This window comes from Rhizobium sp. BK661 (assembly GCF_024808825.1).
Taxonomy (GTDB): domain Bacteria; phylum Pseudomonadota; class Alphaproteobacteria; order Rhizobiales; family Rhizobiaceae; genus Rhizobium.
Map to the genome: position 1 here is coordinate 59,518 of NZ_JANTYT010000013.1, position 18,581 is coordinate 78,098.

Below are 18,581 nucleotides of genomic sequence, written 5' to 3' on the forward strand. Positions count from 1 at the left end.
TTTAGGATGAAAGCCAGACGGCTCGGGTCCTTGAGGCGGTCAAGGCTATTAATAGCCGTGATGAATCCCCATAGCACCGCAGACCCCGCTAAAATCAGTACGAGTGCTCGGGCAAACTTCACTATCTCACCGTCGGTTTCAATCAGAAGGTACGTTTTACCAGCGACCCGTGCCTGAATAGTGAGAGAGATCAGTAGAATTTTCTAAGTCCGGTTAGGGCCGAAAGCAGTCATCGTTGATATCGCCAGCCTGAAGACAGAAAATCCGTTGGATAACCGGCGCTGCCGCCTTCAGCGATCTTGCCTAAGCGCCTCGTGCGCAGTTCCGTGTTCTGTGGCTTTGGAGGGAGCTGCATGGACAACTGGACGAGGAAGAGCGACGAGGAGGTATTCGAAGAAGCAAGCGAACAGCCGGGATCGCAAGCGTCGTATTCGCGCTATACCGAGATCCGCCGTCGAACCTACCTGCTGAACAAGCGGGTGGCGGAAAGCCAGATGGCCGCGTCCGATTGGCAAATCAAGGCTGCAAGGGCGACGGTCGAAACGGCTCGATGGACGAAATACTCGGCAATTGCCGTTGCCGCATCGGTCATCATTGCCAGCGTTAGCGTCATCGTTCAGGTCGTGGACTAGGGTTGCATCTGAGCCGGAAGTGGTTGCCATGCGGCGATAATCTGCGTCTTCGAAATGCGCTGGCTATCGACGGCAAAGCCGCTGGCCTCAAGCTCGGCCCGGATATTGTCGGCGTTGTCGCTGGAAAAGCTGCCGTTGGCGCAAAGGCAGGCCACGTCATGCTGCTGGCCGTCCGAGTCCACCACGGTCAGATACAAGATCGAGCGCGGCTTCGGCCTGTGATCGGAAAGCTGAATTACCTCGGCCATGTCATGCCCTCCATGGCCGTCACCAGTCGGTGACAAGCTTACCAGAGAAGGGAGCGGCCAGCGAAAGCCAGCCGCCCGCGATGGTCAAGCCGTTTCTGCCCAGCGAAAGCCAGCCGAGTCATCAGGGACAATATACTCAAGCTGATCAGCGAGCCGCATTGCTCGCTCCCCGGCATCCAACAATGCAGCTTTGAAAGCTTGCTTGGTAAGGTCTGGAAGCGTTTCCGCGCATCATTCAGCCAATCAAGGCTGCTATACTGGCCGAAGGTTTCATTGATGTAGGCGATAAGTTCCTCGTTGTGCGCCTCCTCTTCCCCTGTCTGGCCGTCTATGCGTGCCTCGGCTTTGGCGATCCGCTCAAGCAATGGCTGACTTCCCCCCATGGCCTCGATTTGCCGCCGCGTATCGGCCAGCATTTCCCGGAGTTCGTCGTAGCTGTAGCGCCACGGATCTCCCGGCATAGTGCTGATTGCGTCCTCGATCATGGCGATATAGTCGCCAGCGCTGATCTTCGGTGTGATATCCATTTTCCTTCCTCCGCAATTTATAGCCGCGCAAAGCTTTCCGGCCCCGCTTCCTCCAGAATGCCCGCGACCAGTGCTAGCGCTGCTTGCTCCGAAATATTGCTGACACCCCAAAAGCCTTCAGTTGCGTTTACAAAATCGGGACGCTCGTCGCTGACGTCGAAAATGAACGTGATGGCACCAAGCTTGCCTTGCGGCTCACGCTGAAACTCCGTCTGCCAAATCGACTGGACTACTTCCCAGAGGGCCTTTTGAGCGTCGGTTATATCGGCTTTCATTTTCCTTCCTCCTCATTTCGCCGGGATCGATCGGCTCCCGGTTTGCCGATCAACTTTCGTCGGGTTGCCAGCCAAGATGCTCGCGGCCAAACGCGACGATCTCCCCCGCCAAGTCCGGATCGAGCCTAATGCGACGTCGGATGATTCCGCCGCAATGCGGACAACGGCTGATCTCGCCAAGCCGTCCGCCGTTCAAGGCTTGCGCGGCATCGACCATCCGGCGCGGCCCGAACCCCTTGTCCATGAGAAATTCTTGGAGCTTCGGCGGGATCGAGGCGATTTGCTTGGCCCGCCATATCCAGACGCGGGAAACGCCGAGGTGGCCTGCAAGCCGACGCTCCGAATACGGCTCAAGCCCGGCCTCAAGATTGGCGATGTATTCCTCGAAATTCTCGGCGCGCTTCCAGTTGCGATTGCGCCCGGATGGGTGGCCCCCCGGGGAGCCAGTCTTTGCGGCCTTGATTGCTCGCCCCACCTTGTCGGTCAGATCGAAAACCGCCATCGGATCGAACTCCGGCTTGGCGTTCATGCCTTCCTCCTCCGTACCCGCTTGCCCGGCCTGGCGCAGCGCTGGCACCTTCGATTTGGCGCGAACCGCCCGCCGTCCGTCAAAAATGTGCTGAACAAGCGCCCGCAGTCGACACACTGACTAACCCAGCAGCCGAGCCGCACCCTGCCGCCATCCTTGCGGACGTACCCGATCCAGCCCGTCAACTCGTAGACTTGGCCGTTGTCGCGCATTTGCATGTGCCCGCCCGGCGATACCTCGACGTCCTCAAGCTTGCCCATGGCGCGCGCCTCCATTCAGCAAATCCAGCACCGCGCCGCTGACAGCCATGCTGCCGGACGTTCCTGTGGTTTCTGACGTTTCGCTCTCTTTGGGAGACAGACACAAAGCCGGGAGATTGCGCTCCCATGCATCAAAGAAGTCATCCCTCTGATAGCCTTTCAGGGTGGCGTCTTTTGATACTCTTACTTGCTTGCTTTGGACGTTGTGCTTTCGAAGAAGACGGGACACCTTCAAGGGAGTGATAGGCTTTCCTCCCGCTATTTCCCCCCAAGGTGCCTCTGTAATCTCGACAAGCTTCTCGATCAGTTTGGCGGTCGCGATATTGAAATGATACTCGCCACCCAATTCTATCTTTAGCCTTTCCTTTTCCGCCTCCCTTTCCTCGAAAATGTCCCTGATATCGGAGAGGAGTCGTAGCGGCAGGCTGATCTTGTGTTTGTCTCCCATAGAGGCCGAAACAGCCGTAACGCATGAAACGCGGGCGAGATCAGGCCAGCGCCCGCCAGCGACGTCGGCAACGGCAATCAGCGCCTCCCAGACGTCGGCGTTGCGATCCGTGACTCCGTCCGGCATTTCCGGTACGTGCCTGGCGAGCGCGGGCGCAACGGCCTTTGCCCACTCTTCCAGCCGCTTGCAAAGCGCCTCGCCTTCGGGCGCCTGCGCGCGTCGCCTGTATGGCTCGATCGGCTCGTCCCGCCGCCTCCTCAGCATATTGACGACGACGGATCTCGTGAGGATCGTATCCGGCAGATCGCCAAGGCCAGCGACGGCGACGGCGCAATAGGCGGACAACTCCTCCATTTCGACGCGCTTGCCTTTGACGACGCAGCGCCCGGTGACAGCGCCACGCCGATGCCCGGCATTGAGCAAGGCGCGAACCTCTTCATGTTCGCGGGCCTTCGGCCCGAAAAGCGCGTCGATCTCGTCGAAAAGGATTGTCGGCAGACCGGCCTTGTCGGCGACCTTCCTAAAAAGGTAGGCGCTGCTGCAATTGATCGCTGTAACCGGGCGCGGCACCAATAATTCGGTGACCTCAAGGCACCTTGTCTTTCCGCTGCCCGGCTCCGGGCTGAGAAAGGCGATCCGGGGCGTGCTTTCCCAGCAATCCATTAGATGGCAATGGGCACACCATAAGGTATGTGCGACGCGGGCGGCATCGTCTGGAAAGGCGATAAAGCGGCCAAGGAACGTTTCGATATCGTCCAGCAACGCCGCGCCGATCATTGGAGGGCCTTTTCCGTTCGGCCTGCTATTCATCGCCGCCGTCCTTGTACTCAGCCCGCCTGCGCCGAGCCTTGGCCTCCAGTTCGATGCGTTTCTGCCGCATGGCCTCGATCCGGTTGTCGAACTTGGGTGCGAATTCTTCGGCATACTGAATGTAAAGCCGCCGCCAACTGTCCTCGATCTCCGCCATCAGCTCGTCGGGTGGCCCTTGCGGCTTTTCGCCCCTCGCGTCGGCAAGCTGGCGTTGCGTGCTGGCAAGTTCGCGGCGGGTATCGGAAAGCTCCCCCTTGGCGTGATAAGCCTCGTTGCGGAAAAGCGCAGCCTCCTCGACGGCGGATAGCGGCGCGTCTGGATCGAGCTGCCGGGCCTCCATGCTTGTATGGATATCGGCCAACAGGCGTCGGCGGCTTTGCGTCTCGCGCTCGAAATCGCGGCGCGACTCCTCGATGCGGGCGAGCAAATCGCGCGCCGTTTCGGAATTGTAAGACATGAAATGCCCTTCCTGCGCTTGCGGCGCATGAATTGGCGGTCTCGATTTTGTATGACGTTCCCCTGTAGGCAACGCTGGCGGGCTGGACGTATCGATGCGGGGGGCGGCTGGTTGGTTCCGATCCAGCCGAGCCATGGGGTCAGCCCTTCAGCTTTGTATGCGGCATTGCGGCGTTGCCTTTTTGGCAATGCGCGGCTTGCGGCGGGCGGGCGGAAAGCGTATATTTGACAGGCTTCTAATATTTCTTTCTTTCCGCGCCGCTCGGCCCCCAGCCGGGCGGTTTCGTTTTTGTTCTTGCGAACATATCAGCAACGCCTAATATGGCGCTAATTGCGCCTGTTGGGCAAGCGCAAAGTCGGCGAAATATCCCGAACAAAGGAGTAAAAAACAATAACTTACCGGCGAGCGCGAGGGCGCTTTTGCCGCTGGTTTTGCATACCTGAAATAACCGCAAGCAGCGCTTCCCTTCGCGCATTTTGCGCATAACGTCACGAGCGTACCAACAAACCGAAAAGGGATTCGGCATATGGAAAAGGAAGGAACATTGGCGGCGGCGTTGCGTGCCTGGAGGGGCAAGAATTCGGTCACCAAGGCGGCGCGGCACATGAACGTATCGCCGCGCACATGGGCGGGCTGGGAGCAGGGGCGGCGGCACCCGCACGAACACATCATGCTATTGGCGCTGAGCGCAACCCGGATCGAGGGAGGCGAGCATGGCGCGTAAGCAGCGATTCGAGCAGTGGGCGCACGTCCACCAACTGAAAAATGGCAAGCTGATTTTTCGCCATGCGCTGACCGGCCAGCGGACGCTGCCGGACGATATGGAGTCGCCGGAATTCGCCCGCGAGTACGAAAAGCTGCGGCTGCTGGTCGCCGGGCCTGCGGAAAAGCCAAAGCCCGTCGTCAAGCGCGTGACCTTTCAGGATTGCTACGACGAATTCACGCGCAGCGACGAATGGCGCGGATTTACCATGAATACCATCCGCTCCTACAGGACCAATTCGGCGCACTTCTTGCAGGCGCGATTGGTGGGCGATTCAAAGTCGGTATTCGGCAAGGCGTTTATCGATACGCCAGAAAGCGAAATGTTGCCGGTGCTGCGCGATCATATCGAGCGGCTGAAGCCGAACAAGGGCAAGAAGCAACTGGAGATAATCCGCAAAATCTACGCGACCGCCGTCCGCAAGAAATGGTGCCTGCGGAACCTCGGTAACGATATCGAGAACGTCCGGCTACCGAAGCACAAGCCGCAAAGAAAATGGCCGCAAGAGGTCATGGATCAGTTCGAGGCCCACCACCCGCTAGGAAGCCGCGCGCGGACTTGCTTTGCCTTGGCAAGGTTCCTCGGTTGCCGCGCTGGCGACGTCGCCGCCGTCCGTTGGGACCAGATCAGGCCGCATCGGTACATTGACGAAAGCGGCGAGGTCAGGGTCGTGTCGGTGATCGAATTCTGGACGCGCAAGAATATGAAGCGCGGTTCCAATTCGCACATAACGCTGATCATCAGGCCAGAGCTTGAGGCGGTCCTGAATTCCTTGGATAGAAGCCGTGGCGGCATGATCCTGAAATCCAGCCGAGGCGAGGCTTACAACGAGGACTCGCTTTCCTTGCGCATGGCGGTATGGCTCCGCGAGGCCGGGATTACGGAAAAAGGGCTTTCGATGTATGGCTTGAGGCGGGGGTTCGCATCCGAGCTTGCCATGGGCCAAGCGGATCTCTTTACGGTGCAAAAAAGCATGGGCCACAAATCGCCACAGACGACGGCGATCTACTTGAACCAACTGGACCCACTGCCGTTGGCCGAGGCCGCGATAGCCGCCGCCGAGCGCCGGACGGCGCAAATAAAGAGGCTGAAGGCCGTAGAAAACTGAGTCACTTATCGATAAGTGACTCCATTAGTGACTCACATAGGAAGTAATTGAAATGACAAGGAAGTCCGACATCAAGCTGATCGACTATCTCGGCGTGCGCCGTTCTATCCCTGCGTTCCAGATGTCCGAGCCCGGACCTGACAAGACCGAGATAGAGGAGATTCTGCGTCTGGCCTCGCGCGTGCCCGATCACGGCAAGCTGGCACCTTGGCGTTTCATCGTCTATCGCGGCGAAGAGCGTGCCCGGATCGGCCAGGAACTGCTGAAGCTCGCTCTTGCAGCCAAGCCTGACCTTTCAGAGGAAATGATTCAGGTGGAGCGTACCCGTTTCACCCGTGCGCCCGTGGTCGTCGCTGTCGTCAGTAAGGCCGGGCCGCATATCAAGATTCCGGAGTGGGAGCAGCTGATGTCTGCCGGCGCAGTCTGCCTCAACATCATCTTCGCCGCGAACGCCCATGGATGGGTCGCCAACTGGCTGACCGAGTGGTTCGCCTACGACGAGCGCGCCTATGGATTGCTTGGCGTAAACTCCGGTGAAAAGATCGCCGGCTTCATTCACATGGGATCGACGACATTTCCCGCCGTCGAGCGTCCGCGCCCGGAACTAACAGAGACGGTCACCTGGGTCGGCGGAGAGGCCTGATGTTCTATACCACCGATACCAACCGGCACGGCTTGGCGCACGACCCGTTCAAGGCGATCGTCGCACCTCGCCCCATCGGCTGGATCGGCAGCAAGGGAAGGGACGGCTCGATCAACCTCGCGCCGTATTCCTTTTTCAACGCGGTTTCCGACCGCCCAAAGCTTGTGATGTTCTCCTCTGCCGGTCGCAAGCACAGCCAGCGCAATGCTGCCGAAACCGGCGAGTTCACCTGCAACTTTGTCAGCCGAAGCTTGCTGGAGAAGATGAATGTTTCATCAGCGGCCGTGGAGTACGAAGTCGACGAGTTTGCGCTGGCCGGCCTGACGGCAAGGAAGGGCGAGCTTGTCGACGCACCCTACGTCGCGGAAGCCTTTGCCGTACTGGAATGCAAGGTTACCGAAATCCTCGTGCCAAAATCACTCGCCGGCGAAGAATCCGAGAACGTGATGGTCTTTGGTCAAGTCCTGGGCATACACGTCGATGAAACGATCATCCGCGACGGCCGCCTCGACATGGCGCTCGCTAGGCCGGTCGCGCGCATGGGCTATATGGACTACAGCGAAGGCAGCGACGTGTTCGAAATGCTCCGGCCACAGCCCAGACCTTAACGAACATAGTGAACCAATCATAAACTTTTTGAGCATACCGTAGTCCTACTGATTGGAGTGCGATCGAATCGCATTCGGGCATGGGGCACACGGGTGATCGTAGAAGCATTTCTTCGTTGGGTGGAAACCGCCAAAGCCGGAGACAGGGCCCGCGCGGCAAATGCCCTCGGCAGGGCCTATCTGCAGTCCGAGATGGCCGCCGAAGAGCGCGCCGCGGCCGAGATGGCGATGACTTTCCTGCTTGACGACCCGTCCCCCAAGGTGAGGCTGGCGCTGGCCGAGGCGATCTCATGGTCTCCGGACGCGCCACGTGCCGTTATTCTTTCGCTGGCAGCAGACCAGCCGGAGATTGCCTCGCACGCCGTCACATGCTCTCCCTTGTTGTCGGATGCGGATCTTGTTGATCTCGCAGCCGGCGGCAGCGAGATCACGCGTATGCTGATCGCGGCCCGCGGCATGATCTCACGGCCGGTTGCCGCTGCGCTTTGCGAGATCGGTGAAGAAGAAGCCATCCTGTGCCTTTTGGAAAACGAAGGAGCAGTGATCGCACCTTGCTCCCTGAAAAGGGTTGCTGATCGCCTCGGCCACCACTGCGAAGTCCGCAACCTGCTCCTGGATCGCGGAGATCTGCCGGCAGACGCACGCCAGTTGCTTGCCCAGCATGTCAGCATCGCTCTCGTCAATCTGCCACTGGCGCAGGCGACGATCGAAGCGAGCCGGCTGCACCGAATCAGCAGGGAAGCCAATGAAGCCGCCATTGTGTCGATCGCAGGCGAGATTACGTCGCACGAAATTTCGGACCTGGTCGAACACTTGCGAGCGAGCGGCCACCTGACGGCATCGTTCCTAATGCATGCGCTCTGCTCCGGGAAAGTGGAGTTCTTCGCCTGCGCGATCGTCAATCTTACGGGATGTGAAGAACGTCGCGTGCGTTCCATCCTTGCCACCGGACGCATGCATGCAGTGCGCGCCCTATACGAATCGGCCGGGCTTGCCCGCGAGATCAGTGTGATCTTCGTCGAAGCAACGCTGCTGTGGCGGGAAGCATCGAAAAACCTCTCCGCGACCATGCTCGGCGACGTCTGCGGCAGCCTGCTCCGGAAGTTCCGCGGGCATACAGCGCACGGTGCCGTCCAAGAGCTGCTCGAGATGGTAGAGAGGCTGCATATTGCGGAGCAGCGGCAGCGTGCGCGCGCTTACGCGCAGGTGACCGCTCTCGCCGCAGCTTAGTAGCTAAGACGCTTCGCGACCCACGAATAGCTTCCGGAAACGAAATGGACAGGCGAAGCCAGCGCTGCCTTCATATCACCGCCCGACGGCAGATGCGCACGCACCTGATCTGCGACCCGATCAGCGAAGACCGACAGCCTACCTTGCGTTTCGACCGGAGTGGACGGTGTTGGGGCGTTCTCCACCACGGTCTTCGGCACTTCCGGTGGTGTGGAGGGCTTCGATGGCTCGCAGACGGCAATGACGGTCGGGTAGCTGACATTCGTATAGTGCTTGAGCTGCCTCTCGGAGTCGGCGTCGCACATGACCACCGTCTGCCATTGCTCCCCGACAGTCGCGATGTAGTTGCATTGCGTGACTGAGTCATTGCAGCCCAAGATCGTCATTGCAACCAGTATCGCTTGCATAGTATTGCCTTTTGAATATTGAAACTCCGCCCGTTAGATGCTGAAATTCCAACAGAATGAAGGCGCACCCCATTAACTTTTCGTCATGCCAAGCGCGCCGAAAATAGGAAAATCCCGTGTCTCTTTCGATTGCTCTGGAACCACCTCGTCAGGAAGGCGTGCTCCGCCTGCTCGACATGTCCGACGCCTATGCGCAGTCGCTTTATCCGCCGGAAAGCAATCACCTCGTCGATGTCTCGTCTTTGGAGAAGCCGACGGTCAGCTTCTTCGTCGCCCGCCACGACGGCGCGATCGTTGGCTGTTCCGCGCTGGTGGAGGCGGGTGACGGGACCGCAGAAATCAAACGCATGTTCGTCGACCCCAAGGCGCGCGGCCTAAAGGTGGCGAGCAAACTCATGAACGCGCTCGAGGCGATAGCGGTAGAAAAGAGCCTCCGGGCCGTCAGGCTCGAAACCGGCATCTACCAGCCGGAAGCAATCGCTCTTTACCGCAAATACGGCTATGTCCAAATCGAGCCATTCGGCAGCTATCTTCCAGATCCGCTTAGCCTGTTCATGGAAAAACAACTGGCCTGATCATTCAGCCGCGCGGGATGTGGGAGGCGCCTGTTCGTCGATCATGACTTGTGGACCGCTTTCGGCGTTGCGCACCTCGTGCATCCACTCACGCCAGATCGCGACGATGAGCGCCATCAGCACCGGCCCGATGAAAAGGCCGAGAAAGCCCATGGTCTTCACACCACCGACGAGGCCGAAGAACGTCGGCAGGAATGGCAGCTTGATCGGACCGCCGACGAGCTTCGGACGCAGCGTCTTGTCGACAATGAAGAGTTCGACCGTTCCCCAAACGAAGAGACCGACACCGGCAATGTGCGAGCCGCTGGCCAGCAGATAGACCGACACCAGGGTAAACGAGAGCGGCGCGCCGCCCGGTATCAAGGCCATGATGCCGGTCAGGACACCCAGCGTCACGGGCGAGGGGACACCTGCGATCCAGTACGCGACGCCAAGCACGATGCCTTCGCCGATCGCAATCAGCGTCATGCCCATGACCGTCGAACTGATAGTTGCCGGGACGACGCGGGAAATCCGCTCCCACCGGTTCGGGAGGATGCGCTCGCCCAGCATGTCGATCTGACGTGAGAACGCGGAACCGTCACGATAGACGAAGAACAACGCGATCAGCATGAAAAGCAGAGTCAGCAGTAGATGGAAGGCGCCGCCGCCTGCCGCCAGAATCGCCCGATAAATGTTACCGATATTGGCTCCGCTGACGGCCTGGATGACCTCACCCATCGAACCGGGGCTGCCAATATATTTGGTCCATAGCTCATCGAGGTAAGGACCGGCGAAGGGCAGGGCGATAATCCACTGTGGCGTTGGAGCGCCCGATCTGTTTGCATGCACAGCCCAGGCGACCCATTCACGCACCTCTCCTGTCGTGTAGGTCACGGCGAAAACGATCGGCAAGACGAGGAATGTGACGATCAGGACAATCGCGATAGTGGCGGCGATTGTCGTGTTTCCGCTGACACGCTCGAGCAACCGGCGATAAAGCGGCCAGCTTGCAAAACCAATGACAAGCGCGGCCAGCACTGGAACAGCAAAGCCGTAGAAGAAGTAGACGCCAGCCGCGACAACGAGAACCAGCAGCCAGCGCGCTGCAGAGATCGAGGGAATTAGAGGCGTGCGGGCAGGGCCTGAAGGGCCGAGCCATCGCGACTCTCGCTGGATATTGTTGTTCGGAAGGCTCACGTCGTTCTTTTCCCCCTATTTTGACTATGGATATGGGCCATGCATCCCTCGGGCGCAAGCGCAATGACCGATTTATGCCGTCGACACCGCGTCAGAAATCCCGGCGATCTCCACTACGCTCCTTAAGCCCGTTGTCCGCAATCAGTATGACAGAATCCCGTAGCGATGTTGTCAAAATTCGTTTGATCCGTTACTTTGGATCCATGGATCCAAATATAATTGCGACAGCGCTCCGTCGGGAAATTGAGAGTGGCAGCCTCACTCCCGGAACGGTCTTGAAGCAAGAGTTTCTGGCCGAACGATTCGGCGTGAGTCGCCAGCCGGTCCGCCGGGCACTTGATCGGCTGCTGGCATCCGGCCTGCTCAATCGTCGACCGGACAGAAGCCTTGCTGTAGCCGGTTTCACCGAAGAACAGGCGCGTGAGCTTGCTGAGATCCGTACTGCGTTGGAGAGCATGGCGCTACGCGCGTCACTGCCAGTGCTCAGCGACGCCGACCTACGCAAAGCGCGGCGCCTCAACGAGGACCTGGTGGAAGAGGAGGACCCTGCTGTCCTCGAGGAGTTGGACGTGGCATTTCATCGGACGCTCTATGGGCGCTGCAGAAATGAACGCCTTGTTTCCATGATCGACAACCTGCGGCGGGAGTCGCGCCGAGCCTACTCGAGGCAGCCGAAGGGCTCCGACGAGCGCGTCGTCCTCCACGCCGAGCATAGTGCCATCGTCAAGGCCTGTGAACGTCGCGACGAAACCGCCGCCTTGCAAGCCTTATCGGATCATTTGCAGATGACAACAGCGCGCCTGACGCGCGAGGGAGAATGACAATGACGAGGTTTTCCGCAGAAGTCGCCTGGGAGCGGGGTGAGGCAAGCTTCATCGACGGACGCTACAGCCGCGGCCATAAATGGTCCTTCGATGGTGGTGCTGTCGTCGCTGCTTCCGCCTCGCCGCATAATGTACCGCTGCCTTATGCCGTGGCCGAAAACGTGGATCCGGAAGAGGCCTATGTTGCGGCGCTGTCAAGCTGCCACATGCTGTTCTACCTGTGGCTCGCATCAAAGAAACGCATCATGGTCGACAGCTATGCCGACGCCGCGACGGGCATCATGGAAATCGTGCAAGGCAAGACAATTGTGAGCCGCGTCGAGCTTCGCCCGCGGGTCACCTATGCCAGCGACAGGCCGAGCCGCGAGATCGAAGAGAAGCTTCACCACGAGGCTCACGAGCTATGCTTCCTCGCCAACTCGGTGAAGACGGAAATTGCCGTACGTCTCGACTAAGCGGCGTTAGATATCGAGGTTTTCCGCAAAGGCGGCACGATCCTGAATGAAACGGAAGCGGGCCTCCGGCTTCGTTCCCATCAGGTCGTCTACTGCGGTGCGCGTTCCCTCGAAATCCACCTCGTCAATCACCACCCGCAACAGCGTGCGCTTGCTGGGATCCATGGTGGTTTCCTTGAGCTGTGCCGGCAGCATTTCGCCGAGGCCTTTGAAGCGGCTGATTTCGACCTTCGCCTTGCCCTTGAACTCTGTTTCCATCAGCTCGGCCCGGTGTGCGTCATCGCGGGCATAGGCGGATTTAGCGCCCTGAGTGATCTTGTAGAGCGGCGGCACAGCGAGGAACAGGTGACCGCCACGGACCAGTTCCGGCATCTCCTGATAGAAGAACGTGATCAGCAGCGAGGCGATGTGAGCACCGTCGACGTCGGCATCGGTCATGACGATAATGCGCTCGTAGCGAAGGTCTTCCTCGCGGTACTTCGAACGTGTTCCGCAGCCGAGCGCCTGGCTTAGATCCGCTAGCTGCTGGTTTGCTCCAAGCTTTTCGCGACCGGCGCTGGCCACGTTTAGAATCTTGCCGCGCAGCGGAAGAATGGCTTGGTTGGCGCGGTTGCGCGCCTGTTTGGCGGAGCCGCCTGCCGAGTCACCTTCGACGATGAAAAGCTCGGCGCCCTCCGCGGTGTTCTGAGCGCAGTCGGCGAGCTTTCCGGGCAGCCGCAGCTTGCGCACGGCCGTCTTGCGGTTGACTTCCTTTTCCTTACGGCGACGCAGTCGTTCTTCCGCGCGTTCTATTACCCAGTCCAGCAGCTTGGCCGCTTCGTTGGGATTGTCGGCAAGGTAGTGGTCGAAGGGGTCGCGAAGCGCGTTCTCGACGATGCGTTGAGCCTCGACGGTCGCCAGCTTGTCTTTCGTCTGCCCCACGAACTCCGGCTCGCGGATGAAGACCGAAAGCATGCCGACGGCCGAAATCATCACGTCGTCTGTGGTGATCTGGGCTGCACGCTTGTTTTGAGTCAGTTCGGCGTAGTTCTTCAGGCCCTTGGTGAGCGCTATGCGCAGGCCGGCTTCATGCGTGCCACCTTCGGGCGTTGGAATGGTATTGCAATAGGAATGGACCTGCGGGTCGCCGCCATACCAGGTGATCGCCCATTCCAGCGAGCCGTGACCGCTGGTTTTTTCCGTCTTGCCGGCAAAGATTTCGCGGGTGACCGTGAACTCCTTGCCCATCGTCGCCTGGAGATAGTCCTTCAGGCCGCCGGGGAAGTGAAAAACGGCCTTGTCCGGCACCTCAGAGCCCTGCGGCAGAACACCTTCTTCGCAGCTCCAGCGGATTTCCACGCCGCCAAACAGGTAGGCCTTGGAACGGGCCATGCGGAAAACGCGGCCGGGATCGAACTTGGCATGCTCACCGAAAATCTGGGCGTCGGGATGGAACCGGACGCGCGTTCCGCGGCGGTTGTGGACATCGCCAAGCTCTTCCAAGCCGCCCTGCGGCAGGCCGCGCGAGAAACGCTGGCGATAGAGCTTGCGGTTGCGCGCGACCTCCACTTCCATGACATCGGAGAGGGCGTTGACGACCGATACACCGACGCCATGTAGACCGCCTGACGTCTCATACGCCTTACCATCGAATTTGCCGCCCGCATGCAGCTTGGTCATGATGACCTCAAGGGTCGACTTGCCGGGAACCTGCGGATGGTTTTCGACCGGGATGCCGCGACCGTTGTCGGTGACCGTTAGATGGCCTTGGAGATCGAGGTAAACTTCGATAAAATCGGCGTGGCCGGCTACGGCTTCGTCCATTGAGTTATCAATGACTTCGGCGAACAGATGGTGCAGTGCCTTCTCGTCGGTGCCGCCGATGTACATGCCCGGGCGCATGCGAACGGGCTCAAGCCCCTCAAGAACGCGGATCGAGGATGCGCCATAGTCATCCGATGTCGACGTCACGGGTGCCGGGCGCGACGTTGCGGCAGGTGCCTCTGCGGGGGCGGCAGCCGCCGCCTTCGGCAACTCAGCAGACTTTGGAGTCTCCTCCTGCTTCTGTGTCAGTGGCATTCCGGAAAAGAGGTCGTTGCTATCGTCCATGGGGCCGTTCAGATCTTCATCCTGTTCGGGGGCAGGCGGCCTATGCCATGCCTGACCCAAAATCACCGCATTTGATGTCACGTTTGCGAACCAGGCAAATTCTGCCAGAAACCGCCTTCTTACGCGACGCCGCCCGATCCGGCGGACTTTCTCAGGAAATGGTTTGCGTTGGCGGGCGTGGAATGGCAAGCGGCTAGAAGGCTCAGGGAACCATGCGCATGCGAATGTCCACAAGTCATTATGGCATTATCGCCGCAATTGCGGCCTTTTTTCTGGCGACGGGCGCAAGTAGCCAGACAGCAGAGCGTCTCCCCCCTTACAAGGACGATCTCTTTTCCACAAAAAATGTGCTGCAGGCGAGCAAGGACGGCGCATTCGAGCTGATCGAATACGACGAGATGCGCGACATCAACGGCCGTGACCAAGTACCAGAGAAACGAGCCCGACAGAAATACGTGTCCCTCGGCGTCCGAAAGCTCCAATCGGACGAGACATTGCAGTTGGGTGCCCAAAAGCTCGATGTCACCAGGGTAGGACAAGCCGCCGGAGCTGCATTCACCGTGATCTTCATTCACGGGCGAAACGGCGACCGGCGTCTTGGCGCAAATGACTATAGTTTCGGCGGCAATTTCAATCGCCTCAAAAATCTCGTGGCTGGCAATGGCGGCGTTTACTACTCACCGTCGGTCAAGAGTTTCGGCAGCGACGGCGTGGCAACAATCGAGGAACTGATCCGCTACGCCGCCGCACAGTCACCCGGCAAGCCGGTTATCCTGGCGTGTGCGTCGATGGGGAGCCAGATCTGTTGGGGTCTCAGCCGCGACGCCGATAGTGTAAACCACCTCAAAGGGATGGTGATCCTGAGCGGCGTTGCCGATCCGGATTTTGCCAAAAGTTCCTTCGCCAAGGCCAAGCTGCCGCTTTGGTTCGCGCATGGCAGCCGCGATCCGGTCTATGCGGCAACCGCCCAGCAGGCGCTCTTCGAAAAGCTCCTGAAAGTCGGGTACCCAACGCATTTCGCACTCTACGAGACCGGCAACCACGGAACGCCGATCCGGATGATCGATTGGCGTCGGACGCTGAACTGGATATTGGGTTCCTGAAGCTTGCTCGGCTCACGAGAAAGGCGTGCCTATCTGTCGCTCTGGCCTATGATTTTCAGCAACATCCGCTGGAAATTTTAAGTGTTTGCGAACAAAGCCCCGCTTATTTCCCTTAGGAAAGGCGCAAAACCTTTTCATTGACCGGTGCTTTTGCTAAGCCCCCCGGATACGTGGAAGATTGGAAGGCTGGCATGACACCTGACGTGCGTCCGCTCGTGGCGGGAAACTGGAAGATGAACGGCACGCGTGCCTCCCTGGACCAGATCAAGGCGATCGCGGAAGGCGTTCAGGGACCACTTTCCGCCAAGGTGGAGGCCCTGATCTGCCCACCGGCAACCTTGCTTTATGTCGCTACGGCGCTCTCAACCGACAGCCCACTTGCGATCGGCGCACAGGATTGCCACCAGAAACCTTCGGGCGCCCACACAGGCGATATCTCGGCCGAGATGATTGCCGACTGCTTCGGTACCTATGTCATTGTCGGCCATTCTGAACGCCGCACAGACCATGCCGAGACAGACCATCTTGTCCGCGCCAAGGCCGAGGCTGCCTTTGCAGCAGAATTGACGGCGATCGTGTGCATTGGCGAAACGGCTGACGAGCGCAAGGCGGGCCAGACCCTCGACATCATCAAGCGCCAGCTTTCCGCCTCTGTGCCGGAGAGCGCAACGGCAGAGAATACGGTCATTGCCTACGAGCCCGTATGGGCGATCGGTACCGGCGTGACGCCGACGGTGGAAGACGTCGAGAAGGCGCATGCCTTCATGCGTTCCGAGCTCGTCGCCCGCTTCGGCGACACCGGCAAAAAAGTTCGGATTCTCTACGGTGGCTCGGTCAAGCCTAGCAACGCCAAGGAATTGATGGGCGTCGCGAATGTCGATGGCGCTCTGATTGGCGGCGCGAGCTTGAAAGCGGCCGACTTCCTTGCCATCTACGGCGCATACGAAGCGCTGCTTGACTAGAGCCGTGTATATTCCGAGCCGAAGGGCTTGGAATAGCTGATGACCTCATGTAAAGAGCGCCAGAATTTTACTTTATGCCCGCCGCGCGTGTGGGCAGGACTGGACCCATGCAGACCGTTTTGATTGTCATCCATCTCATGATCGTGCTGGCGCTTGTCGGCGTCGTGCTCATCCAGCGCTCGGAAGGCGGCGGCCTCGGCATCGGCGGTGGTTCCGGCTTTATGTCCGCCCGTGGCACGGCCAATGCGCTGACGCGCACCACCGCGATCCTCGCGGCGCTGTTCTTTATCACCTCGCTCGGTCTCGGCGTGCTTAATCGCTATGAGAGCCGTCCGACGGATATTCTGAACCGCATTCCGGCGACGAGCGGGCAGGGCAAGGGTATTCTCGACTCGCTCGGCGGCCAGAACGGTAACAACGCCGCTCCGGCAGCACCAGCCCCGCAAAGCAACAACGGCGTTCCGACCGGCGGCGAAGCCGCTCCGGCTCCTGCAGCGCCCGCCGCAACCGCTCCGGCGGCACCGGCAGCGCCGACGACATCGGCACCCGCATCTACTCAGACTGCTCCGGCGGCACCGCAGGCCACCACACCTGCTGCTCCGGCACCCGCCACCGTCCCAAGCGGGCAGTAAGCGGCATACAGCATAAACCGCCGGCAGGCCCTCGGGTCTGCCGGTTTTCTTTTGTTTAGATTCCGCGCTGGCGCCAAAAGTTCTGGAAATGAATTTTTGGGCTGGTGGAATCGTTTTTGAAAAGGTATCCGGTGACTCCCATGGCGCGATACGTATTCATCACTGGCGGCGTGGTTTCCTCTCTCGGTAAAGGAATTGCGGCCGCGGCTCTCGGAGCGTTGCTGCAGGCCCGTGGTTATCGGGTGCGGCTTCGCAAACTCGACCCCTATCTGAACGTGGACCCGGGCACCATGAGCCCGACCCAGCACGGCGAAGTCTTCGTCACCGACGACGGCGCGGAAACCGACCTCGATCTCGGCCACTACGAGCGCTTCACCGGACGCTCGGCGACCAAGACCGACAACATCACCACCGGGCGCATCTACAAGAACATCATAGACAAGGAACGCCGTGGCGACTATCTCGGCGCGACCGTTCAGGTCATTCCGCACGTCACCAACGAGATCAAGGATTTCGTCACCGAAGGCAATGACGACTACGACTTCGTCATCTGCGAAATCGGCGGCACGGTCGGCGATATCGAGGCGATGCCGTTCATGGAAGCGATCCGCCAACTCGGCAACGACCTGCCGCGCGGCACTGCGATCTATGTCCACCTGACGCTGATGCCCTACATCCCGGCGGCAGGCGAACTGAAGACCAAGCCGACTCAGCACTCCGTCAAGGAACTGCAGGCACTCGGTATTCATCCCGACATCCTGCTCGTTCGCGCGGACCGTGAAATTCCGGAGGCGGAACGCCGCAAGCTCTCGCTGTTCTGCAACGTCCGCCCCTCCGCGGTCATCCAGGCGCTCGATGTCGCCAACATCTATGATGTGCCGATCGCCTACCATAAGGAAGGCCTCGACAACGAAGTGCTCGCAGCTTTCGGCATCGAACCGGCCCCGAAGCCACGCCTCAACCCTTGGGAAGAGGTTTGCAACCGTATCCGTACGCCTGAGGGCGAGGTCACGATCGCGATCGTTGGCAAATACACCGGCTTGAAGGATGCCTATAAGTCGCTGATCGAAGCGCTTCATCACGGCGGCATTGCCAACCGCGTCAAGGTCAAGCTGGAATGGATCGAATCCGAGGTCTTCGAAAAGGAAGATCCGGCACCGTACCTCGAAAAGGTCCACGGGATCCTCGTTCCCGGCGGCTTTGGTGAACGTGGTTCAGAAGGCAAGATCCATGCAGCCCGCTTCGCACGCGAGCGCAAAGTGCCGTATTTCGGCATCTGCTTTGGCATGCAGATGGCGGTCATTGAAGCGGCACGCAATCTCGCCGGTGTGGAGAGCGCTTCCTCGACCGAATTCGGTCCGACGAAGGAGCCCGTCGTCGGTCTGATGACCGAATGGATAAAGGGTAATGAGCTGCAGAAGCGCACGGCGTCCGGCGATCTCGGCGGCACCATGCGCCTCGGCGCCTACAAGGCGGCACTGAAGAAGGGCACGAAGATCTCCGAGATCTACGGCTCAACGGATATTTCCGAGCGCCACCGCCACCGCTACGAAGTCAACGTCGATTACAAGGATCGTTTGGAAAACTGCGGTCTGGTGTTCTCCGGAATGTCACCGGACGGTGTATTGCCGGAGACGATCGAATATCCGGATCATCCGTGGTTCATCGGCGTTCAGTACCATCCCGAATTGAAGAGCCGGCCGCTCGACCCGCATCCGTTGTTCGCAAGCTTCATCGAGGCCGCAACCGAACAGAGCCGCTTGGTCTGATTGACGAGAGGCCGTCTGGCAACGTCAGCCAGGCGGCCTTTTTAGTAAG

The 18,581-nt window shown here is 59.6% G+C and carries 22 protein-coding genes; 13 read left to right on the forward strand and 9 right to left on the reverse strand.

What is annotated here, in order from left to right; all coding sequences use genetic code 11:
* The first annotated feature begins 353 nt into the window (after positions 1-353).
* On the forward strand, positions 354-632 hold the full coding sequence (locus FHX16_RS22395; protein WP_259130454.1) for a hypothetical protein: 279 nt from the start codon (positions 354-356) through the stop codon (positions 630-632).
* Here FHX16_RS22395 and FHX16_RS22400 read toward each other — a convergent pair.
* The 6 genes from FHX16_RS22400 to FHX16_RS22425 form a co-directional block, all read right to left on the reverse strand.
* A complete protein-coding gene (locus tag FHX16_RS22400) occupies positions 629-880 on the reverse strand; it encodes a hypothetical protein (protein ID WP_259130455.1) in 252 nt (83 codons plus the stop codon). The two genes, FHX16_RS22395 and FHX16_RS22400, sit on opposite strands and share 4 nt — an antisense overlap.
* A 38-nt stretch (positions 881-918) precedes the next feature.
* Positions 919-1,407, reverse strand: coding sequence for a hypothetical protein (locus tag FHX16_RS22405; protein ID WP_259130457.1), 489 nt, complete (start codon positions 1,405-1,407; stop codon positions 919-921).
* Positions 1,408-1,424: 17 nt separating this feature from the next.
* Positions 1,425-1,682 carry a hypothetical protein gene (locus tag FHX16_RS22410; protein WP_259130459.1) on the reverse strand — a complete coding sequence of 86 codons (258 nt, stop codon included), beginning with the start codon at positions 1,680-1,682 and terminating at the stop codon, positions 1,425-1,427.
* A 49-nt stretch (positions 1,683-1,731) separates the two neighbouring features.
* Positions 1,732-2,211 (reverse strand): hypothetical protein, encoded by a 480-nt coding sequence (locus tag FHX16_RS22415; RefSeq protein WP_259130461.1) that lies wholly within the window; start codon positions 2,209-2,211, stop codon positions 1,732-1,734.
* 246 nt (positions 2,212-2,457) lie between these two features.
* Positions 2,458-3,729 carry a DUF3631 domain-containing protein gene (locus FHX16_RS22420; RefSeq protein WP_259130462.1) on the reverse strand — a complete coding sequence of 424 codons (1,272 nt, stop codon included), beginning with the start codon at positions 3,727-3,729 and terminating at the stop codon, positions 2,458-2,460.
* Complete coding sequence (locus tag FHX16_RS22425; protein WP_259130464.1) at positions 3,722-4,186, reverse strand: hypothetical protein; 465 nt, start codon at positions 4,184-4,186, stop codon at positions 3,722-3,724. The genes FHX16_RS22420 and FHX16_RS22425 overlap by 8 nt, the downstream gene beginning before the upstream one ends.
* Positions 4,187-4,712: 526 nt before the next feature.
* Between FHX16_RS22425 and FHX16_RS22430 the strand changes: the two genes are divergently transcribed.
* From FHX16_RS22430 to FHX16_RS22450, 5 genes are all read left to right on the forward strand, one after another.
* Positions 4,713-4,910 carry a DNA-binding transcriptional regulator gene (locus tag FHX16_RS22430; protein ID WP_259130466.1) on the forward strand — a complete coding sequence of 66 codons (198 nt, stop codon included), beginning with the start codon at positions 4,713-4,715 and terminating at the stop codon, positions 4,908-4,910.
* A complete protein-coding gene (locus FHX16_RS22435; protein WP_259130468.1) occupies positions 4,900-6,057 on the forward strand; it encodes a tyrosine-type recombinase/integrase in 1,158 nt (385 codons plus the stop codon). The genes FHX16_RS22430 and FHX16_RS22435 overlap by 11 nt, the downstream gene beginning before the upstream one ends.
* A gap of 52 nt (positions 6,058-6,109) precedes the next feature.
* On the forward strand, positions 6,110-6,700 hold the full coding sequence (locus FHX16_RS22440) for a nitroreductase (protein WP_259130469.1): 591 nt from the start codon (positions 6,110-6,112) through the stop codon (positions 6,698-6,700).
* On the forward strand, positions 6,700-7,308 hold the full coding sequence (locus tag FHX16_RS22445; protein ID WP_183864591.1) for a flavin reductase family protein: 609 nt from the start codon (positions 6,700-6,702) through the stop codon (positions 7,306-7,308). The genes FHX16_RS22440 and FHX16_RS22445 overlap by 1 nt, the downstream gene beginning before the upstream one ends.
* A gap of 93 nt (positions 7,309-7,401) precedes the next feature.
* Positions 7,402-8,538: a DUF2336 domain-containing protein gene (locus FHX16_RS22450; RefSeq protein ID WP_183864590.1), complete on the forward strand. Its 1,137-nt coding sequence runs from the start codon at positions 7,402-7,404 to the stop codon at positions 8,536-8,538.
* On the opposite strand, the gene FHX16_RS22455 is transcribed toward FHX16_RS22450, so the two are convergent.
* Positions 8,535-8,945 carry a hypothetical protein gene (locus tag FHX16_RS22455; RefSeq protein WP_183864589.1) on the reverse strand — a complete coding sequence of 137 codons (411 nt, stop codon included), beginning with the start codon at positions 8,943-8,945 and terminating at the stop codon, positions 8,535-8,537. The genes FHX16_RS22450 and FHX16_RS22455 overlap by 4 nt on opposite strands.
* Before the next feature lie 116 nt (positions 8,946-9,061).
* Here FHX16_RS22455 and FHX16_RS22460 point away from each other — a divergent pair, with 116 nt between their 5' ends.
* Positions 9,062-9,520: a GNAT family N-acetyltransferase gene (locus tag FHX16_RS22460; protein ID WP_183757218.1), complete on the forward strand. Its 459-nt coding sequence runs from the start codon at positions 9,062-9,064 to the stop codon at positions 9,518-9,520.
* On the opposite strand, the gene FHX16_RS22465 is transcribed toward FHX16_RS22460, so the two are convergent.
* The gene (locus FHX16_RS22465) at positions 9,521-10,699 is read right to left on the reverse strand and encodes an AI-2E family transporter (protein ID WP_016554015.1); all 1,179 of its coding nucleotides are present in this window, start codon (positions 10,697-10,699) and stop codon (positions 9,521-9,523) included.
* A 203-nt stretch (positions 10,700-10,902) separates the two neighbouring features.
* Between FHX16_RS22465 and FHX16_RS22470 the strand changes: the two genes are divergently transcribed.
* Both FHX16_RS22470 and FHX16_RS22475 read left to right on the forward strand, forming a co-directional pair.
* Positions 10,903-11,520: a GntR family transcriptional regulator gene (locus FHX16_RS22470; RefSeq protein WP_183864587.1), complete on the forward strand. Its 618-nt coding sequence runs from the start codon at positions 10,903-10,905 to the stop codon at positions 11,518-11,520.
* Positions 11,521-11,522: 2 nt separating this feature from the next.
* On the forward strand, positions 11,523-11,978 hold the full coding sequence (locus tag FHX16_RS22475) for an OsmC family protein (protein ID WP_183864586.1): 456 nt from the start codon (positions 11,523-11,525) through the stop codon (positions 11,976-11,978).
* Positions 11,979-11,984: 6 nt separating this feature from the next.
* Here FHX16_RS22475 and parE read toward each other — a convergent pair whose 3' ends face one another.
* Positions 11,985-14,066: a DNA topoisomerase IV subunit B gene (gene parE / locus FHX16_RS22480; RefSeq protein ID WP_183864585.1), complete on the reverse strand. Its 2,082-nt coding sequence runs from the start codon at positions 14,064-14,066 to the stop codon at positions 11,985-11,987.
* A 218-nt stretch (positions 14,067-14,284) separates the two neighbouring features.
* Here parE and FHX16_RS22485 point away from each other — a divergent pair, with 218 nt between their 5' ends.
* The 4 genes from FHX16_RS22485 to FHX16_RS22500 all read left to right on the forward strand — a co-directional run bounded on the left by FHX16_RS22485 (position 14,285) and on the right by FHX16_RS22500 (position 18,532).
* Positions 14,285-15,169, forward strand: coding sequence for an alpha/beta hydrolase (locus FHX16_RS22485; protein WP_183864584.1), 885 nt, complete (start codon positions 14,285-14,287; stop codon positions 15,167-15,169).
* 191 nt (positions 15,170-15,360) lie between these two features.
* The gene (gene tpiA, locus FHX16_RS22490; RefSeq protein ID WP_183757221.1) at positions 15,361-16,131 is read left to right on the forward strand and encodes a triose-phosphate isomerase; all 771 of its coding nucleotides are present in this window, start codon (positions 15,361-15,363) and stop codon (positions 16,129-16,131) included.
* A gap of 107 nt (positions 16,132-16,238) precedes the next feature.
* The gene (secG, locus tag FHX16_RS22495; RefSeq protein ID WP_183864583.1) at positions 16,239-16,763 is read left to right on the forward strand and encodes a preprotein translocase subunit SecG; all 525 of its coding nucleotides are present in this window, start codon (positions 16,239-16,241) and stop codon (positions 16,761-16,763) included.
* 140 nt (positions 16,764-16,903) lie between these two features.
* The gene (locus FHX16_RS22500; RefSeq protein WP_183864582.1) at positions 16,904-18,532 is read left to right on the forward strand and encodes a CTP synthase; all 1,629 of its coding nucleotides are present in this window, start codon (positions 16,904-16,906) and stop codon (positions 18,530-18,532) included.
* The last annotated feature ends 49 nt before the right edge of the window (positions 18,533-18,581 follow it).